Here is a 16526-nt window from a genome sequence, read left to right as displayed (position 1 = left end):
ATCATATACTTAGTATACCATTTGTCTTCTGAAAAGGCACGAAATTTAAAGGGCGTTTTGATCAAAATTTTCGACGGCGACAGACGCAAGGGCAAATAAATCCTTTTTATTCCTTGCGATTTTGGAAAATGCACAAAGCGCGGCGGCTTTTTTTGGTTAAAGTGAAAAATTTAACAAACCTATTGACGGTATAGCAGCTATATGATGTAGACTTTTGTCAGACACAAAAGGATAGGAGTGCTGCACATGCGATTTTCCATGCGGACGAAGCTGATAACCGGCTATGGGTGTCTGGACCAGCTGGGAGAGGCCGTCCGGTCGTTCGGCGTCAAAAAGGTGATGCTGTGTACCGATTCATTTTTGGCCCAAACCCCGGCGGCAGCCGCCATCCAGACCCAGCTGGCCGGGGCGGGGGTCTCCTGCGAGGTCTACACCCAGCTCCAGCCCGAGCCCATCGACGTGGACTGCGACAGGGGCGCGGCCTTCTGTAAGGAGCAGGGGGTGGAGCTGATCGTGGCCCTGGGCGGGGGAAGCGTCATGGACCAGTCCAAGGCCATGGCGGCCATCGTGACCAACGGAAAGTCCTGCCGGGAGCTGGACGACGTGCCCATCCCCAAGCGGATGCTCCCCCTGATCTGCGTCCCCACCACGGCGGGCACGGGCAGCGAGGTCACCTTCGTCTCGGTCATCACCAACACCCAAGACCAGTATAAGATGACCATCATGGACGCGGATAGCCTCTCCCCCGACGTGGCGGTGTGCGACCCCGCACTCCTCACGACCCTGCCCCCCAAGCTGGTCGCCTCCTGCGGCGTGGACGCGCTGACCCACGCCATCGAGGCCTATACCTCGGCGGTGGCGAACCCCATTTCCAGCGCCCTGGCCCTCCAGGCCATGGAGATGATTGCCCAAAACCTTAAGCGCTGCTGGGAGACCCCCTCGGACCGGGAGGCCCAGAGCGCCATGATGCTGGCCAGCACCATGGCCGGGGCGGCCTTCATCAACTCCGACGTGGGGGCCGTCCACGCGGTGGCGGAGACCGTGGGCGTGGCCTACCACATCCCCCACGGGGTGGCCAATTCCCTGTTCCTGCCCTACGTGATGGAGTTCAACCGGGCCGGGAACGAGGCATATTACGCCCGAATCGCCCACCGCCTGGGGGCGGCGGAGCCGGGGGCCGGAGACGGGGAGAACGCCAAGCGGTCCATCCGCTTTGTGGAGGAGCTGATTGCCCAGTTGAAAATCCCCGCCTTCGCCAGCTTCCCCCAGGTGGACCCGGCCGACTTTGAGGCGCTGGCCGCCCGGGCCGCCAAGAGCCCCATGAGCCTGGACAACCGCAAGCCGATTGAAACAGAGGACTACGTCCGCATCCTGCGAGACGCCTATCAAAGCAAGAAAATCTATCGCTGAGAGAGCAAACAGAAAAGGGAGGAAAACAACATGTCCAAAATCAAGAATGAACCCATCTGCAAGGAGCCCTGCGTGGAAAAGGTGAGAGGCGCCATGCGCCACCGGGCCCAATGGCTGTACCTGCTGCTGGACGAGGCCAAGAAGCGGGGCGCCGACTGGGAGGAGATTGCCCGTGCGGCCACCTCCCGGTGCGGCTGTTTCCAGGGCGCGGGGCTCTACGAGGACTGGGCCCAACACGACAGCCTGAGCAGCTTTGCCGAGGTGTTCGCCGACGAGGATTTCCAGAAGTATTTCGACATGGAAATCGTGGAGTGCGGGGAGGACAAGCTGCACATCCAGTTCCACCACTGCCCCCTGGTGGCGGGCTGGCAGGAAATCGGCTGCAGCGACGAGGAAGTGAGCAAGCTGTGCGACATCGCCATGGACGGCGACCGGAACATCGCCAAGGCCTGCCAGCTGGACTTCACCCTGGGGGACACCATCGCCGACGGCGCCCCCTGCTGCGATTTGACCTTCCGGCTGAAAAAGTAAGGAGGAGAGACGACAATGGAGACGAAAAAAGCGAGTACGGCGCAAGTCCTGAAGTTTTTGATTCCCTCCCTCCTGGGCGCGGTCCTGTTCCTGGTGCCCATGCAGGTGAACGGGAAATTCGTCCTGGGCGTGTCCATCCTCTGCGACATCATCCAGGGCTGGATGAATCCCTTTGTCAACCAGCTTGCCATTCTGCTGTTCGCCATCTCGGCGGCGCTCCCGATCATTGCCAAGGTGTGCAAGCCCAAATTCATCACGGAAAATAAGACCATGCGCAGCCTGTTCGATGTCAGCCCCGTCATCATCGGGGTGCGGATTGTGGCCCTTGTCTATCTGGTGTGCTACCTGTTCCAGGTGGGGCCGGAGTGTATCTGGAACCCGGCCACCGGCGGCGAGGCCTATAACATCGTCTCCACCATCCTGACGCTGATGGTGGGCACCTCCTTCCTCATCAGCCTGCTGACCGACTTTGGCATCATGGACTTTGTGGGCATCCTGGTCCGCAAGCTCATGAAGCCCCTCTTCACCCTGCCCGGCCGGGCCTCCCTGGACTGCATCGCCTCCTGGATGGGCAGCAGCCTCACCGGCGCCCTGCTCACCTCCACCCAGTATAAGGACGGCTACTACTCCAAGCGGGAAGCCTGCGTCATCATGACCTGCTTCTCCACCGCCGCCTTCAGCTTTATCTTCATCCTGGCCCGGGTGTGCGGCCTGGAGGACTATTTCCTGCCCTCCGTGCTCACCATCTACGCCGCCGTCATCCCCTGCGCCATCCTCCTGCCCCGGGTGTACCCCCTCAACCGGCAGAAGGACGAGTACGTGGACGGCGCCGCCGAAATCAAGGAGGAGATCCCCACCGGCCTTGGCAAGATGCAGTGGGCGGTGCGGTGCGCCGTGGAGAAGGCCGACGGCATGACCTTTAAGAAGTTCATGGTCAAGGGCGTTCAGACGGTGGGAAGCGTCTGGTTCGACGTGCTGCCCATGGTCATGTTCGTGGCCGCCACCGGCATGATTGTCAACGAGTACACCCCCATTTTCCAAATCCTAACCGCCCCCTTCGTCCCCATCCTGAACCTGATGGGCTTTGCCGAGGCCACGGTGGCCGCGCCCATGCTGCTCACCGGCTTCCTGGACCAGTTCCTCCCCGTGGCCATGGCGGGGGCCATCACCGCCATCGACACCCGCTTCTTCGTGTTCTGCATGGCCATCGCCCAAATCATCTACCTGTCCGAAATCGGCGTCATGATCATCCGCTCCAAGCTGGACTTCAACCTGGCCAAAATCTTCCTGGTGTTTATTGAGCGGACCGTCCTCTCCATGCCCATCATCTGGCTGCTGACCCGGCTTCTGATCCATTGAGGAGGATAAGATGATCAATCCATTTGCGAGGGCCCTCCAGGAGAAAATGGCGGGCTACCGGGAAGAGATGCTCTTCCACTTCAAGGAGCTGCTGAAAATGGACACCGTCCGGGGGGAGCCCTGTGACGGCGCCCCCTTCGGCCCGGGGCCCCGCCGGGCGCTGGAATACGTCCTGGCTCTCTCCGAGGGCTTCGGCCTAAAGACGGTGAACCTGGACAACTACATCGGGTACAGCGAGTACGGCCCAGGGGAGGACTACGTCTGCTCCATCGCCCACCTGGACGTGGTGCCCCCCGGCGACGGCTGGACCCATCCCCCCTTCGGGGCGGAGGAGGAAAACGGCATCCTCTACGCCCGGGGCGCCGGGGATGACAAGCCGGGGGTGGTCGTGGGCCTCTACGCCCTGCGGTGCATGAAGGAGCTGGGCTACACGCCCCAGCGGAAGCTCCGGGTCATCTACGGCTGCGCGGAGGAGACCGGGATGGAGGACCTGGACCACTACCTGGAACAAGAGCCCCTTCCCCTGTTCGGTTTCACCCCCGACGCCGACGGATACAACATCGTCAACGCGGAAAAGGGGCGGATGGAATTCCGCATGGAGGGCCAAAAACCCGCCGGCTGCCCGGTGCTTGACGTCACCGGCGGCCTGGCCCCCAACATGGTGCCGGCCTCGGTGACCGCCGTCTTCGACAGGGCCCGGATGAACCCGGAGGAGGGGGCGCGGTTCGCGGCGAAGCTGAAAACCGGCCCCGACCTGACCTGGGAGGACCGGGGGGACCAGACCGCGGTGACCTTCCGGGGGGCGTCGGCCCACGCCGCCATGCCCGAGAGCGGGCGCAGCGCCATCTCCCTGTACGCCCAATTTGCCGGGGACGCGCTGGGGGAGCGGGCCGACGGCCTGACCCGGTTCATCGCCGACTCCATCGGCCTGGACTGGACCGTGCCCAAGCTGGACATTGCCTGCCGGGACGACTATATGGGCCCCCTGACCTTGAGCCTGGGCCTCATCCAGACCCAGGGGGACCGGGTGTGGACGGTGGGGGACATCCGCTACCCCACCTCCACCAGCGCCGGGGAGCTCCAGGCCAAGCTGGAGGCGGCCGCCTCCGCCGCGGGGCTCCGGCTCCAGGTGCTCTCCGCCGTGGACGGGCACCACTGCGTCCGGGAGGAGGAGTTCGCCGTCCTGCGGGAGGTCTGCCTGGACAAAGGGAAGCCCGAGCCCCGATGTGTGGCCATTGCCGGGGGCACCTATGCCAAGAAATTCGGCGGCAGGCTGGTGGCCTTCGGCGGCTGCGGCGACGGGGTCCACGCCCCGGATGAGTTCGTCCTCATCCAGGACTTCTATGACCACGCCGACATGGTCTCCTACACGCTGTACCGCCTGAGCGGCAGGGCGTGAGGGAAAGACCATGAGACGGGGCAGACTGGAGCGGCTGGTCCGCTCCATGGGAGAATTGGGCCTGGACCAGGCGCTCATCACCGACGACAGGAACCTTTCCTACTACACCGGGACCGAGGAAGAGAGCATGGAGCGGCTCCGGGTGCTGCTAGTGGACCTGCGGGGGAACTGCCGCTATTACGCCAACGCCCTGTTCGCCCCTCTGGGGGCGGGGGCCGAGACCGTCCGCCACCGGGACGGGGAGGAGGGCCGGGCCCTGGAAGACCTGGCCCGCCGCCTGACGCCGGGGGGCGTGCTGGCCGTGGACCAGACCTGGCCCAGCGGCTATCTGCTGGACCTGCTGGCCCTGGCCCCCAACCACATCTTCCGCTCCGCCGGGCGGCTGCTGTCCCTGCCCATGGTGTGCAAGGACGGGGAGGAGATGGAGCTGATGCGCCGCTCCTCCCAAATCAACGACCGGGTGGTGGAGGAGCTCATCTCCTCCATCTCCGAATCCTCCACCGAGGCGGGCCTCAGCCGGAGCATCCACGGCCTGTATTCCAAACACGGGGCGGAGGGCGCCCAGGGCGGGGCCCTGGTGGCCTTCGGCAAAAACTGCGCCAGCCCCCACCCCCAGTCCCGTGAGGTCCGCCCCAAGGCGGGGGACTGTATCCTCATCGACGCGGGGGCCCCCTACCGGCGCTACCAGTCCGACATGACCCGCACCGTGTTTTTCCGGGACGTGAGCCCCGAGATGGAGCGGGTCTACCGCACGGTGCTGGAGGCCAACCTGGCGGGCATCGCCGCGGTGCGGCCGGGGCGGACGGCGAGGGAGATCGACGGGGTGTGCCGCGGCGTGATCGAAAAGAGCGGCTATGGCCCCTTTTTCACCCACCGCACCGGCCACGGGATCGGCCTTCAGCTCCACGAGGAGCCCTATCTCAGCGAGACCTCGGACACCGTCCTGCGGGAGGGCATGATTTTCTCCATAGAGCCGGGGATCTACCTTCCTCAGACGGGGGGCGTCCGCGTGGAAGACCTGGTGGCGGTGACCGCCAACGGCGCGGAGGTCCTCAACCACCTGCCCAAAGAACTGCGGGTCATCCCCTGATGGGCCGCAAATCCACTTGAAGAAGAAACGGAGAATACCGCTATCATGGAAGTAAGTCAGACCGATTGCCGCCTGTATGAGGCCATTTTAAAGGAAGAACTGCTCACCGCCCTGGGCTGCACCGAGCCCATCGCCATCGCCTTCGCCGCGGCGAAGGCCCGGGAGGTCCTGAGGGCTGTCCCGGAGGAGATGACGGTGGAGTGCAGCGGCAACCTTATCAAGAACGCCCGGGCCGTGGTGGTGCCCATGACGGTGGACCTGCGGGGCATCGAGGCAGCCGCCGTCCTGGGCGCCGTGGGGGGCGACCCGGCCAAGGAGCTGGAAGTCCTGACCAGCGTGACAGAGGAGGACCTGGCCCGGACCAAAGAGCTCCTGGCCCAAAACGTCTGCCGGGTCCGCCTGTTGGAGACCCCCGCCAAGCTGCACATCATCGTGCGCTGCGCCAAGGGCGGGGACAATGTGATGGTGGAAATTCTCCACGAGCACAACCACATCGTCCACATCGAGAAGAACGGGGCCGTGGTCTACGACATCCCCCACTCCCCGGAGGACGTGGGCGAGGGCGGGACGGACCGCTCCTGCCTGACGCTGGAGAAAATCGTGGCCTTCGCCCAGACCGCGGACCTCTCCAATGTGGCGCGGGTGCTGGACAAGCAGATCGCCTGCAACAGCGCCATCGCCGCGGAGGGCCTCTCCGCCCGCTGGGGCGAGTCGGTGGGCCAGACCCTTCTGGAAGTGTACGGCGAGTCGGTGGGCGTCCGGGCCCGGGCCGCTGCCGCGGCGGGGTCCGACGCCCGGATGAACGGCTGTGAGATGCCCGTGGTCATCAACTCCGGCAGCGGGAACCAGGGCATCACCGTCTCCGTACCCGTCATCGAGTACGCCAGGGAGCTGGGCTGTTCCCGGGACCAGTTGTACCGGGCCCTGCTGGTATCCAACCTGGTGGCCATCATGCAGAAGTACAAGATGGGCCGCCTCTCCGCCTTCTGCGGGGCGGTCAGCGCCGGCACCGCCGCCGCCTGCGGCATCGCCTTCCTCCAAGGGGCCGGCGCCGAGCTCATCGGCATGATCATCACCAACAGCCTGGGCAACATCGGGGGCGTGGTGTGCGACGGGGCCAAGTCCTCCTGCGCCGCCAAAATTTCCAGCTCCATTGAGGCCGGGCTCATGGGCTACGAGATGGCCAAGCGGGGGCGGGTGTTCCGCCCCGGCGAGGGCCTGGTGAAGGAGAACTGCGCCGGGACCATCGACAGCTTTTGCCGGATGGCGAAGGACGGCATGGACGCCACCGACAAGGAGATTCTGCGAATCATGGTGGAGGGCTGACCCCTCAAAACAGCAAGAGAGCCCCGGCCTCGTGAGAGGCCGGGGCTCTTTCTGTTCCGGGGTGCGGGAAACGGGCTTGCCGGGGCGTTCAGCCCTCCAGGGTGAATTCCACCTGCTCCACTGTCCGCTCCATCTCGGGGGCATCCAGCCCCACGCCGTCCACGGCCATCTCCCCCATCTGGTTGTCGTAGGGGTCGTACCGGTAGGCCGGGTCGGGGGGCGTCAGGGGGGCCTGGAAGGCGGAGTTGGCCACCATCCGCCAGGGGTCCAGGCTGCCGAAGTAGTGTTTCCTTCGCCCCGCCTCGCCGTTTCGCCGGGCGGAGGAGCCGAAGGAGGGGTCGGCGAAGAGCCAGCCGTGGGGAGCCAGGTAGAACATGGCCCAGTCGTGGGCCCCCACGTGGCCGGGCCGCACGGACAGCCCGCTCTGCCACCGGGCAGGGATGCCCGCCATGCGGCACAGGGTGATGAAGAGGAGGGCCATCACCCCGCAGTCCCCCCGCAGCTCCCGGGCGCAGGTGTCGGCAATGTCGTCCAGCTGGACGTAGGCGGGCTGGTAGCGGTAGTCCACGTGCCCGGTGACGTAGTCGTAAATGGCCACCGCCTTCTCCACCGGGGCGGCACACCCCTCCGTCAGCCGGGCGCACAATGCCCGGAGGTAGGGGGTGAAGGCGATGTGGGGAAGCTGCTCGCCGGTGTCGAAGGTCGGCTGGGCGGCGTCACAGGGGAGGGCCAGGGGGTCCACATACACCGCCCGGTGGCGGTAGCGGTAGGTCACCTCGAAGGCGTCCCGCTCTGTGCTCTCCCAGTAGATGGTCCGCTGGGGGGCGTCGGCGGGGGCGGCCACAAAGCCGGGAGTGGCGTCCAAAATCTCGATGCCGCTCTGCTGGGGGCAGTCGGCGGGCAGGGGGAGCCAGGCCTGGACCCGCCGCCCTGCGGCGGCCACCGTAGGCCGGATGGCGGCTTTCAGGGTGATGGCGGCGGTGAGCTCCCCCTCCCGCTCCATCCGCTCCAACACCTGGTCCCGCAGGGCGTTGTCCTCCGGCTCCTGGCGCAGGCCGGGGGCCTCGGCGGGGTAGAGGCGGGCGGAGTCCAGAAAGGCGTCGTGGTACCGGGCCTCGCCGCCAATGTACCGCCAATCGATACGCCCGCTGTCCACCAGGGCGTCGAACTGGGCGTCGGTGCAGCCGGGCCACTCTGCCCGCACCAGGGCCAGGGCGGCGGCACGGTCATAGGGGTAGTTCCGCTCCAGCCGTTCCAGCCGCAGCTTTTCCACCCGCAGCCGGGGGGCCAGCCCGGGCTGGCCGTCCAGGGCGAGATACCGGTCGATGAGCCGCGCGGCCCCCGCCAGGTCCCCCGCCGCCTTTCTCCGGGCTACGTCAGGGGGCAGGGGGATGTGCAGGGACAGGAAATCATCGTTTTTCGTCATGGATACCCGCTCCTCTCATTGCCTACCAGAATACCACAACCCGCCCCCGGGGGCAAGGAAAAGGACCGCCGGAAGGCGGTCCTTTTTAGAACAGTTTATTCCCCTTTGACCGAGGCGGCGATGGCGTCCGCCAGGGCTTCCAGCTCCCCGGCCCGGGCGGCGGGAAGGGAGGATTTGAGGGTGAGCTTGGGCTCCAGCAGGGTGCAGCCCGCCAGCTCCTCGGTGACGAATTTGCCCATCAGCTCCCCGGACTTGGGAGCCCAGGTGCCGTTTTCCAGGACGGCAAAGGTGCGGTTCTGAACATTCAGGGCCCTCATGTCCTCCAGAAGATCCAGGGTGGGAGGATAGATGCCCATGTTGTAGGTCACCGAGGCCAGCACCACGTGGGACAGGCGGAAGACCTCGGAAATCAGGTGGGAGACGTGGGTGGAGGAGACGTCCCACAGGGACACCTGGGTGAGCCCCCGCTCCACCAGGGCGGCGGCCAGGGCGTCGGCGGCCTGCTCGGTGTTGCCGTACATGGAGCCGTAGATGACGGCCACGCCCTTTTCCTCCGGCTCGTAGCGGCTCCACTTGTCATACTTGTCCAGGAAATAGCGCAGGTCGGAACGCCATACCGGCCCGTGGAGGGGGCAGATGAGCTTCAGCTCGTCCCCCAGGGCCGCCGCCTTTTTCAGCAGGGTTTGGGTGGCGTCGCCGTATTTGCCCACGATGTTGGCGTAATACCGGCGGGCCTCGTCCAGCCAGTCCCGGTCGAAGTCCATCTCGTCGTTGAAAAGCCTGCCGTTGAGGGCGCCGAAGGTGCCGAAGGCGTCAGCGGAGAAGAGGGCGCCGGTGGTCTGGTCAAAGGAGACCATCACCTCCGGCCAGTGGACCATGGGGGCGGTGAGGAAGGTGACGGTGTGCTTCCCGAAGGAACGGGTGTCCCCGTCCTTTACCGTGATCCGCTCATGCCCGGCGGAGGAGACGCCGAACTGGTCCAGGAAACGGAAGGCCATGGCGGTGGCGACCAGCTTTACCCCCGGCCACCGGTCCAGCACCGCCTGAAGGGAGGCACCGTGGTCGGGCTCCATGTGGTGGATGACCACGTAATCCAGCGCCCGGCCGTCCAGCAGGTGCTCCAGATTTTCCATCAGCTGGCGGCAGGCGGACCAGTCCACCGTGTCGAAGAGGACGGCGGCCTCGTCCAGCAGAAGGTAGGAATTGTAGCTGATCCCCCTGGGGATGGGGTGGATATTCTCAAACAGGGGCAGCCGCCGGTCGTTGGCGCCCACCCAATAAAGCTGGTCGGTCACTTGGCGTACACAATACATAAATTGCGATGACCTCCTTATTCATAGTATTTTCGGGGGTATTCTATCACAGCGTGTCCAAAAATACAAGAGGAAGCGCGTTCCCGAAATGGAAACGCGCCCTCGATCAGGGGTCCCGCGGGACATTGTGTCCCCAGGTGTAGGCCCACACGGCCAAAAGCACGGTGACGGGCACCGCCAGCACGATCCCGAAGCTGCCGGAGAGCCCCTGCATCACGGCGATGCCGATGTTATTGGAATTCACCACCTGCAAAAGGGGCAGGTCGTAGGCGTAATTGAGCACCAGCATGGAGGCGCTGGAGCCGGCGAAGGCCAGGATGAGGGTGTTGGAGTCGGTGCCCATCAGGTCCCGGCCCACCCGCATCCCCGCCCGGAAGAGCTCCAAGCGGGAGAGGGCGGGATTTTGGGCGTACACCTCCTGGATGGAGGAAGCGATGGACATGGCCACATCCATCACCGCCCCCAGGGCGGAGATGAGGAGCCCGGAGAAGAGCAGGCCCCCCACCTGCACGTCCCCGGCGTTGGCCAGGGTCATAAGGCTCTCGATGTCGGAGACGTTCCACCCGGTGATGCCGCTGGCGGCGGAGAAGAGGGAGGCCGCCGCCCCGGCGATGACCACCCCCGCCACGGTGCCCCCCACCGCCACGGCGGTCTTGCGGCTGGGCCCGCCGATGAGCCACAATGTCACCACCGTAGTGACGGCGCAGACGAACACCGCCGTCCAGAAGGGGGACCAGCCCCGGTAGACCATGGGCAGATAGACAAAGAGGATGCAAAGGAAGGTGAAGAGGAGCCCCAACGCCCCCTTGACCCCCTGCTTTCCCCCCACCAGGCACAAGGCCAGCAGGTAGAGCCCGGCGAAGAGGAGCAGCACCCCGCCCCGGTCCACGGAGTAGACGGCGGTGATGGTGGAGTCTCCCGCCACGCTCTGGATGACCACCACCCTCATCCCCACGGTGCAGCCCGCCCCGAAGAGGTAGCCCGAGCTGCTGGTGGTCTCCAATTCCTGGCCGGCCCGGATGCCGGTGGTCATCTTCACCAGCACCTTCTGCTCCCCCATCCGGGTGCCGTCGGGCTGGAGGTTGTCCTGGAGGACGGCGGTCACCACCCCCTTTTCAAAGGTCTGTCCCACCCGGGAGACCAGGGGGATCTTGTCCACGCCGTTGAGCCAGAGGACAAAGGCCAGAAAGACCGCCGCCAGCACCGCGGGCACCCCCCAGCGGAGAAGCCCCTGCTTCCAATTCCTATTCAAACGCTTCAACCCCTTCTCTATTCAGGTGGATACGGCGCGGCGGGCGGGTCTGAAACCCGCCCGCCGCGTGGCGCATGGGAATGGGGGAATCATCCCAGCTCCACGCCCAGGGTGGGGAGGAAGCCGGCGGGGACATAGTAGTTGCCGCAGGAGAGGAGGGCCGGGGTGGTGACGGTCCTGCCGTCCACGCTGGCGCTCAGAGTGGCGGCGGTGCCCTCTGCGGAGCCGGTGGGCTTGTAGCCGGTGTAGGCGGTCTTGGTGGTGATGACCACGCCGCCGTTCCAGCTCACGTCAAAGGCGTTGGAGCTGGCGGCCAGGTCCCGCAGACGGTAATAGGTCTGGCCGTCCTGGGTCAGGGAAGCGGCGGCAGTGACGGCCTTCTGGGCGTTGGCGGGCTGAGCGGCATCCTTCCGGATGGTGAAGGCCTCGTCGATCCGCTCGGCCTTGCCGTCGGCGGTGACCTGGTAAGTCTCGATGGAGAAGGAGTCGGCGGTCATGGAGATGACGGAGTAGCTGGGCAGCCAGTTCTGGCTGCGCTGGGCGATATAGTCCTGCTGGGCGGCGATGAGCTCGTAGAACTTGGAGCCGGAGGCCGAGTTGGCGGACATGTACAGCGTGCCCTTGGGGTTCACCACGGTGTTGCCGCTGGTGCTCTCGATGGTATAGCAGTAGTTGTCGGCCTGGAAGGCGCTCTGGGCGGCCTTGCCCGCCTCGTCGGCGGGGGACAGGGGGATCTTGGCGTTGTTCTGGGTGTTGTAGGCGTTGTCCCAGTCGTAGTCGGTCTTGTCGGCGTTGAGCTGGAACTCGTAGGTGCCGTGGCTCTGGCCGTCGCCGTAGAGGAGCTTGGAGCGGGAGTAGGTGTGGTCGTGGCCCTGGAGCACCACGTCGATGTCGTAGGCGTCAAAGATGGGGGTCAGCTGAGTGCGCAGGATCATGCCGTCGGTGTCGGAGTGGTCCAGGCCGGAGCCGTAGATGTCCTGGTGGATGGTCACCACCCGCCAGGCGGCGTCGGGGGCGTAGGCCACGGCCTCCTGGATGGCGGCCTCGTGCTCGGCCACGTTGTAGTTGTTGGTGTTCAGCACGATGAACAGCCCCGCGCCGTAGGTGTAGTAGTAGTCGCCCCCGGCCTGGGTGGCGCCGTAATCGGTGGCGTTGGGGTTATTGAAGTGGTAGAGGTAGTCGGGGTTCAGGGAGTCGTGGTTGCCGATGGTGGTGGCCACGGGCAGGGATTTCAAAACGGCGGGGGCGAGATACCCGGCGTACTCCTCCTCCTTGGCCTTGCCGGTCTTGTTCACCTGGTCGCCGGCGGAGATGACGAAGCTCAAATCCGGGTTCTGCTCCTGGGCGATGGACAGGGTGCGGGCCCAGGCGAAGCCGTCGTTCCGGGCGGCGGTGTTGGCGGCTCCGGCGTCGGCGACCAGCTTTTCCCCGTTCTGGGGCTGGCCCTTGGAGGCGCCGATTTGGGGATCGCCCACGTAGAGCAGCTTCACGCTGGAAAAGCTGTGGGTGGCGTAGGTCTCGGCCTGGGTCTGGACTCCATTTTTCTCCACGGTGTAATAATAGGTGGTGTTCTCCTTCAGGCCGGTGACGGTGACGTGGTTGTAAACATACTTCACCCCGCCCGTCAGGCTGTCGTCCACCTCGGCGGACACGCCGGTGAAGGCGGTGAGGGCGTTCTTGTCGGCGCCGAAGTGGACCACGGGAGTGGCGGCCTTGCCGGGTTCCACCTTGGAGTACCAGGCGAAATTCAGCTCGGTCTCATCCCTGCCGGGGGTGAGGGACACCTGGGTGTAGTCACCGGAGAGGGCCTCCCAGCCCTCCACCCAGGCCTTCCAGGCGGCGTCGCCGCCAGTGGCGCTGGAGTCGTTGTATTGGGCGGTGGCGGCCAGGGCGGCGGGAAGAGCCCCCAGGGCCAGGGTGCCGGCCAGAACACCGGCCATCACAGTTCTGCGAAGGTTCATCAGTCTCAAAACTTCCTTTCCATTCTGCTCAGATTTTGGAACCCGGGGCCAGTGTAGCACCGGAAAGGATTGAAAACAATGGACTTTTCCAAAGCTTTACACGGCTTTGAAAAGGCTTTACAAAGGGGGACAAAAAACGGGACGCGCCCCTGGGCCCGCACCCATAAGGAAGGATGCGCCCAGTTGGGTCCCCTGAGGCGAAGCTGCGGCGCAACCCCGGCTTGGCGCCCGCCAGGGCGCCGGCGCCGATGTTGCTTGCATCTTCCTCCTCATTGGGCCCAACTGGGTCCGAAGGAGTCCTGCCAACGCCCTTTTGAGGGAAAAAGACGAAAAACCGCCCGGCAATCCTGACGGATGCCGGGCGGTTTTGCAGACTTTTGCGCCAAAAGGGCTAAGGCAGGCCCGCATCTTTCCTTATGGGTACGGGCCCTTGGGCGCGTCCCGTCATGCTGTTTGGATGGTGGAGGCTTACTCCGCCTCGGCGGCGTTCAGCTCGGTCACAGCGGCCTCGAACATCTCGATGGCCTTGTCCACGTCGGGGGAGATGAAGAGGGCCACGTAGCCGTCCTTCTCCACGATCTTGCCGTTCTTGGCCATCTCCAGGGGGGCGGGGAGGTACTGCTCAAAGGATTGCTGGATGCGGGCACGGACGGCCTCCAGCTCTTCCTTGGCGGCGTCCATGTCGGCGCCCTCGGCCAGCTTGCCGATGAACAGGGCGTCGGCCCGGATCATCATGGAGGAGAAGGAGACGAACTCGTCATAGTTGGCGGGGTCGATGCCCACGAAGTCCTTCAGGGTCTCGGCGCTGTTCTTCATGGAGGAGGCCATCTCGGTGGTGTCCATGATCTCCCGGGCCAGCTTGGTCAGGGGGGCGCCGTTGGGGGTGGAGATGGAGATGAGGGCGGGCTCACGCTCGGCCACCAGCACGGAGTAGCCCTCCAGGCCGTCGATGACACTGGCGGGCAGGAAGGTGACGCCGTCGATGACGGTGGCGGTCACGTCCTCCAGCTTCTCGCCGTCCACTTCCACGGAGTTGTCGGAGAAGTTGACGTAGATGCGGTGGTCGTCCAGGGCGAAATAGCCCTGGTTCTCCTCGGCGTACCAGTCGGCGAAGCCGTAGTCGGCCTCGGTCACCACCCGCATGGGTAGCAGGTAGATGCCGTCCTCGGCGGCGGGGATGCCGGAGAGATCCAGCTCCTCGCCGTTGACGGCGATGGAGGCGGCGTAGCCGGTGTCGGACAGGGGGACGATATCCATCATATCCTCAGCCATGGCGGCGGGGGCGATGGAGGCGGCCAGGGCGAGGGCCAGGGCCGTGGAACCAATGCGTTTCATCATAAGTATTCTGCTCCTTTTGTCGTTTTGATCCATGCCTTCGGCGGCATGCGTTCCTCTTTGACGAAGGGACGGGAAAAAAGTTCCCAAAGAAAATAAAAAATATTTAAACATTAAAAATGTCCGTTTTCCGCTCGGCCGGACCACCGCCGTCCGCTTAAAAAGCCTCTGGCCAGGCCGCGAAGGGGATGTGCCCCGTGCCTGTAAGATGGTCGGCTCCTTACGGGGAACGGAGACAGAGTCCCAATCATCCGCAATGGGGTGGGGGGGAAAAAACTGCTCCCCCGGAGCCGCAGGGAGAAAGCCCAGTCCCGGAAAGAGCGGCCAGAAGAACTTCCTTCCGGTTTTTTCTCTGGTCCGCGCAGTATATTTTCGACAAGCCGCCTCCGCTGGTATTGGTCATGCGACGTCAAATATTTTTACCAGGATATTTTTGAACGGAGCCTTGCCGGAAGCCTGGGACTCCCGGAACCGTCATAAATGCGGGCTGCGGCGGAGTTTATGCTTGACAAAGACCCCCTGCACTGCTAGAATAGGAAAAATCTCTCCCCCGGCGGGGGCATATTTGAATACGAGACAGGCGAGGAGCCGGGCCGGATTCGGCAGCGGAGGACATGATACATGCCCGCGGGACAGTCACATGTTCCGCGGGCATGCTTTATGATGGGAGAAAGGGGGGTTTGCCATGGTTTTTCATGAGACTGTAAAGACGCCGGAAGAGGAGCGCAGGCTCGTCGACCAAGTCTCCGCCGTGGGCATCGGGGGAAATATCATCCTGACCGCGTTCAAACTCTTCGCGGGTATCGTTGGCCGCTCGGGGGCCATGGTGTCCGACGCCGTCCACTCCATGTCCGACGTCTTCGCCACCTTCGTGGCTTTCCTGGGGGTGCGGATGTCCCAGCGCAAGGCGGATAAGGCCCACCCATACGGCCACGAGCGAATGGAGTGCGTGGCCTCCCTGGTGCTGGGGCTCATCTTGCTGGCCACTGGCCTGGGCATCGGGGCGGCCGGGATCGAGAAGATCGCCGCCGGCCGGTGGGAGGAGCTGGCGGTGCCGGGGGGCCTGGCCCTGGCGGCCGCCGTGGTCTCCATCGTGGTGAAGGAGGCCATGTACTGGTATACCCGCCGGTGCGCCAAGCTCCTCCACTCCGACGCTTTTATGGCCGACGCCTGGCACCACCGCTCGGACGCCCTCTCCTCGGTGGGCTCCCTGCTGGGCATCGGGGGCGCCATGCTGGGCTGGCCCATCCTGGACCCCATCGCCAGCGTGGTCATCTGCCTCTTCATCCTCAAGGTGGCCTATGATATTTTGAAGGACGCCATGAGCAAGATGGTGGACACCGCCTGCGGCGAGGACTACGAGAAGTCGGTGTCCGACTATATCGCCGCCCAGGCGGGGGTGGTCCGGCTGGACCTGCTTCGGACCAGGATGTTTGGAAGCCGGGTGTATATCGACGCCGAGATCGCCGTGGACGGGGACCTGCCCCTGCGCCAGGCCCACGCCATCGCCGAGGCGGTCCACAGCGAGGTGGAGACCCGGTTCCCCGACATCAAGCACATCATGATCCACGTCAACCCGGACGACGCGGCGGAAGGGCCGGAGCTTTAAACGCTCCGGCCCTTCTTTTATTTGCTCACCGGGGCAAACCGGGCCCCCACGAAGCCGGCCAAGGCTTGGGGAGACAGGGTCACCTGACAACCCACCTTCCCGGCGGACACCGTCATTTCGGGAAGGGCTTGGGCGCTGTCGTCGATAAAGGTGGGGAGGCGTTTTTTCATCCCGATGGGGGAGCAGCCCCCGTGGACGTAGCCAGTGAGGGGGAGGAGCTGGGCCTGGCGGATCATCTCGATGGACTTCTCCCCGGCGGCCCTGGCGGCGGCTTTCAGGTCCAGCTCCCGCTCCACCGGGATGACGAACACGTGGCTGCGCTTGGAGGCCCCCACCGTCACCAGGGTCTTGAAGCAGGTCTCCGGCGGCACCCCCAGCCGCGCCGCGGCGGTGACGCCGTCCAGGGCGCCGTCGCTGACGTCATAATGGTGGGGGGCGTAAGGCACCTTTTTCTGGTCCAGAAGCCGCATCACATTGGTCTTTTCCTCAGCCATAACGTGGAAATACCTCCCGTT

Annotated in this window: 13 protein-coding genes; 7 read left to right on the top strand and 6 right to left on the bottom strand. The window is 64.8% G+C overall.

Annotation, left to right across the window (positions count from 1 at the left end; translation table 11 throughout):
* Positions 1 to 246 precede the first annotated feature (246 nt).
* From AAEU42_RS10650 to AAEU42_RS10625, 6 genes are read left to right on the top strand one after another with little or no spacing between them, the layout of a single operon-like run.
* Positions 247 to 1410 carry an iron-containing alcohol dehydrogenase gene (locus AAEU42_RS10650; RefSeq protein ID WP_342233532.1) on the top strand — a complete coding sequence of 388 codons (1164 nt, stop codon included), beginning with the start codon at positions 247 to 249 and terminating at the stop codon, positions 1408 to 1410.
* Between the two features lie 30 nt (positions 1411 to 1440).
* Positions 1441 to 1941: an L-2-amino-thiazoline-4-carboxylic acid hydrolase gene (locus AAEU42_RS10645; protein WP_342233531.1), complete on the top strand. Its 501-nt coding sequence runs from the start codon at positions 1441 to 1443 to the stop codon at positions 1939 to 1941.
* A 15-nt stretch (positions 1942 to 1956) separates the two neighbouring features.
* Positions 1957 to 3300: a YjiH family protein gene (locus tag AAEU42_RS10640; protein WP_342233530.1), complete on the top strand. Its 1344-nt coding sequence runs from the start codon at positions 1957 to 1959 to the stop codon at positions 3298 to 3300.
* 10 nt (positions 3301 to 3310) lie between these two features.
* Entirely contained in the window at positions 3311 to 4699 is a 1389-nt protein-coding gene (locus AAEU42_RS10635; protein WP_342233529.1) for a Sapep family Mn(2+)-dependent dipeptidase, read from the top strand.
* 10 nt (positions 4700 to 4709) lie between these two features.
* Positions 4710 to 5789 (top strand): M24 family metallopeptidase, encoded by a 1080-nt coding sequence (locus AAEU42_RS10630; RefSeq protein WP_342233528.1) that lies wholly within the window; start codon positions 4710 to 4712, stop codon positions 5787 to 5789.
* Positions 5790 to 5834: 45 nt separating this feature from the next.
* Positions 5835 to 7115 (top strand): L-cysteine desulfidase family protein, encoded by a 1281-nt coding sequence (locus AAEU42_RS10625; RefSeq protein WP_342233527.1) that lies wholly within the window; start codon positions 5835 to 5837, stop codon positions 7113 to 7115.
* 88 nt (positions 7116 to 7203) lie between these two features.
* Here the strand turns inward: AAEU42_RS10625 and AAEU42_RS10620 are convergent, their stop codons facing one another.
* The 5 genes from AAEU42_RS10620 to AAEU42_RS10600 form a co-directional block, all read right to left on the bottom strand.
* Positions 7204 to 8541 carry a transglutaminase-like domain-containing protein gene (locus tag AAEU42_RS10620; RefSeq protein WP_342233526.1) on the bottom strand — a complete coding sequence of 446 codons (1338 nt, stop codon included), beginning with the start codon at positions 8539 to 8541 and terminating at the stop codon, positions 7204 to 7206.
* A gap of 95 nt (positions 8542 to 8636) precedes the next feature.
* The gene (locus tag AAEU42_RS10615; RefSeq protein ID WP_342233525.1) at positions 8637 to 9854 is read right to left on the bottom strand and encodes an FprA family A-type flavoprotein; all 1218 of its coding nucleotides are present in this window, start codon (positions 9852 to 9854) and stop codon (positions 8637 to 8639) included.
* Between the two features lie 106 nt (positions 9855 to 9960).
* A complete protein-coding gene (locus AAEU42_RS10610; RefSeq protein ID WP_342233524.1) occupies positions 9961 to 11106 on the bottom strand; it encodes a YibE/F family protein in 1146 nt (381 codons plus the stop codon).
* Between the two features lie 89 nt (positions 11107 to 11195).
* A complete protein-coding gene (locus AAEU42_RS10605) occupies positions 11196 to 13067 on the bottom strand; it encodes a purple acid phosphatase family protein (protein ID WP_342233523.1) in 1872 nt (623 codons plus the stop codon).
* 468 nt (positions 13068 to 13535) lie between these two features.
* A complete protein-coding gene (locus AAEU42_RS10600) occupies positions 13536 to 14405 on the bottom strand; it encodes a DUF4358 domain-containing protein (RefSeq protein ID WP_342233522.1) in 870 nt (289 codons plus the stop codon).
* 682 nt (positions 14406 to 15087) lie between these two features.
* On the opposite strand from AAEU42_RS10600, the gene AAEU42_RS10595 reads away from it, so the two are divergent.
* Positions 15088 to 16011, top strand: a complete 924-nt coding sequence (locus AAEU42_RS10595) for a cation diffusion facilitator family transporter (protein WP_342233521.1) — start codon at positions 15088 to 15090, stop codon at positions 16009 to 16011.
* Positions 16012 to 16028: 17 nt separating this feature from the next.
* Here the strand turns inward: AAEU42_RS10595 and ybaK are convergent, their stop codons facing one another.
* A complete protein-coding gene (gene ybaK, locus AAEU42_RS10590) occupies positions 16029 to 16505 on the bottom strand; it encodes a Cys-tRNA(Pro) deacylase (protein WP_342233520.1) in 477 nt (158 codons plus the stop codon).
* Positions 16506 to 16526 lie beyond the last annotated feature (21 nt).

It is taken from the genome of Pseudoflavonifractor phocaeensis, from assembly GCF_038439875.1.
Lineage (GTDB): Bacteria > Bacillota > Clostridia > Oscillospirales > Oscillospiraceae > Vermiculatibacterium.
This window is presented reverse-complemented; position numbering and strand designations above follow the sequence as displayed.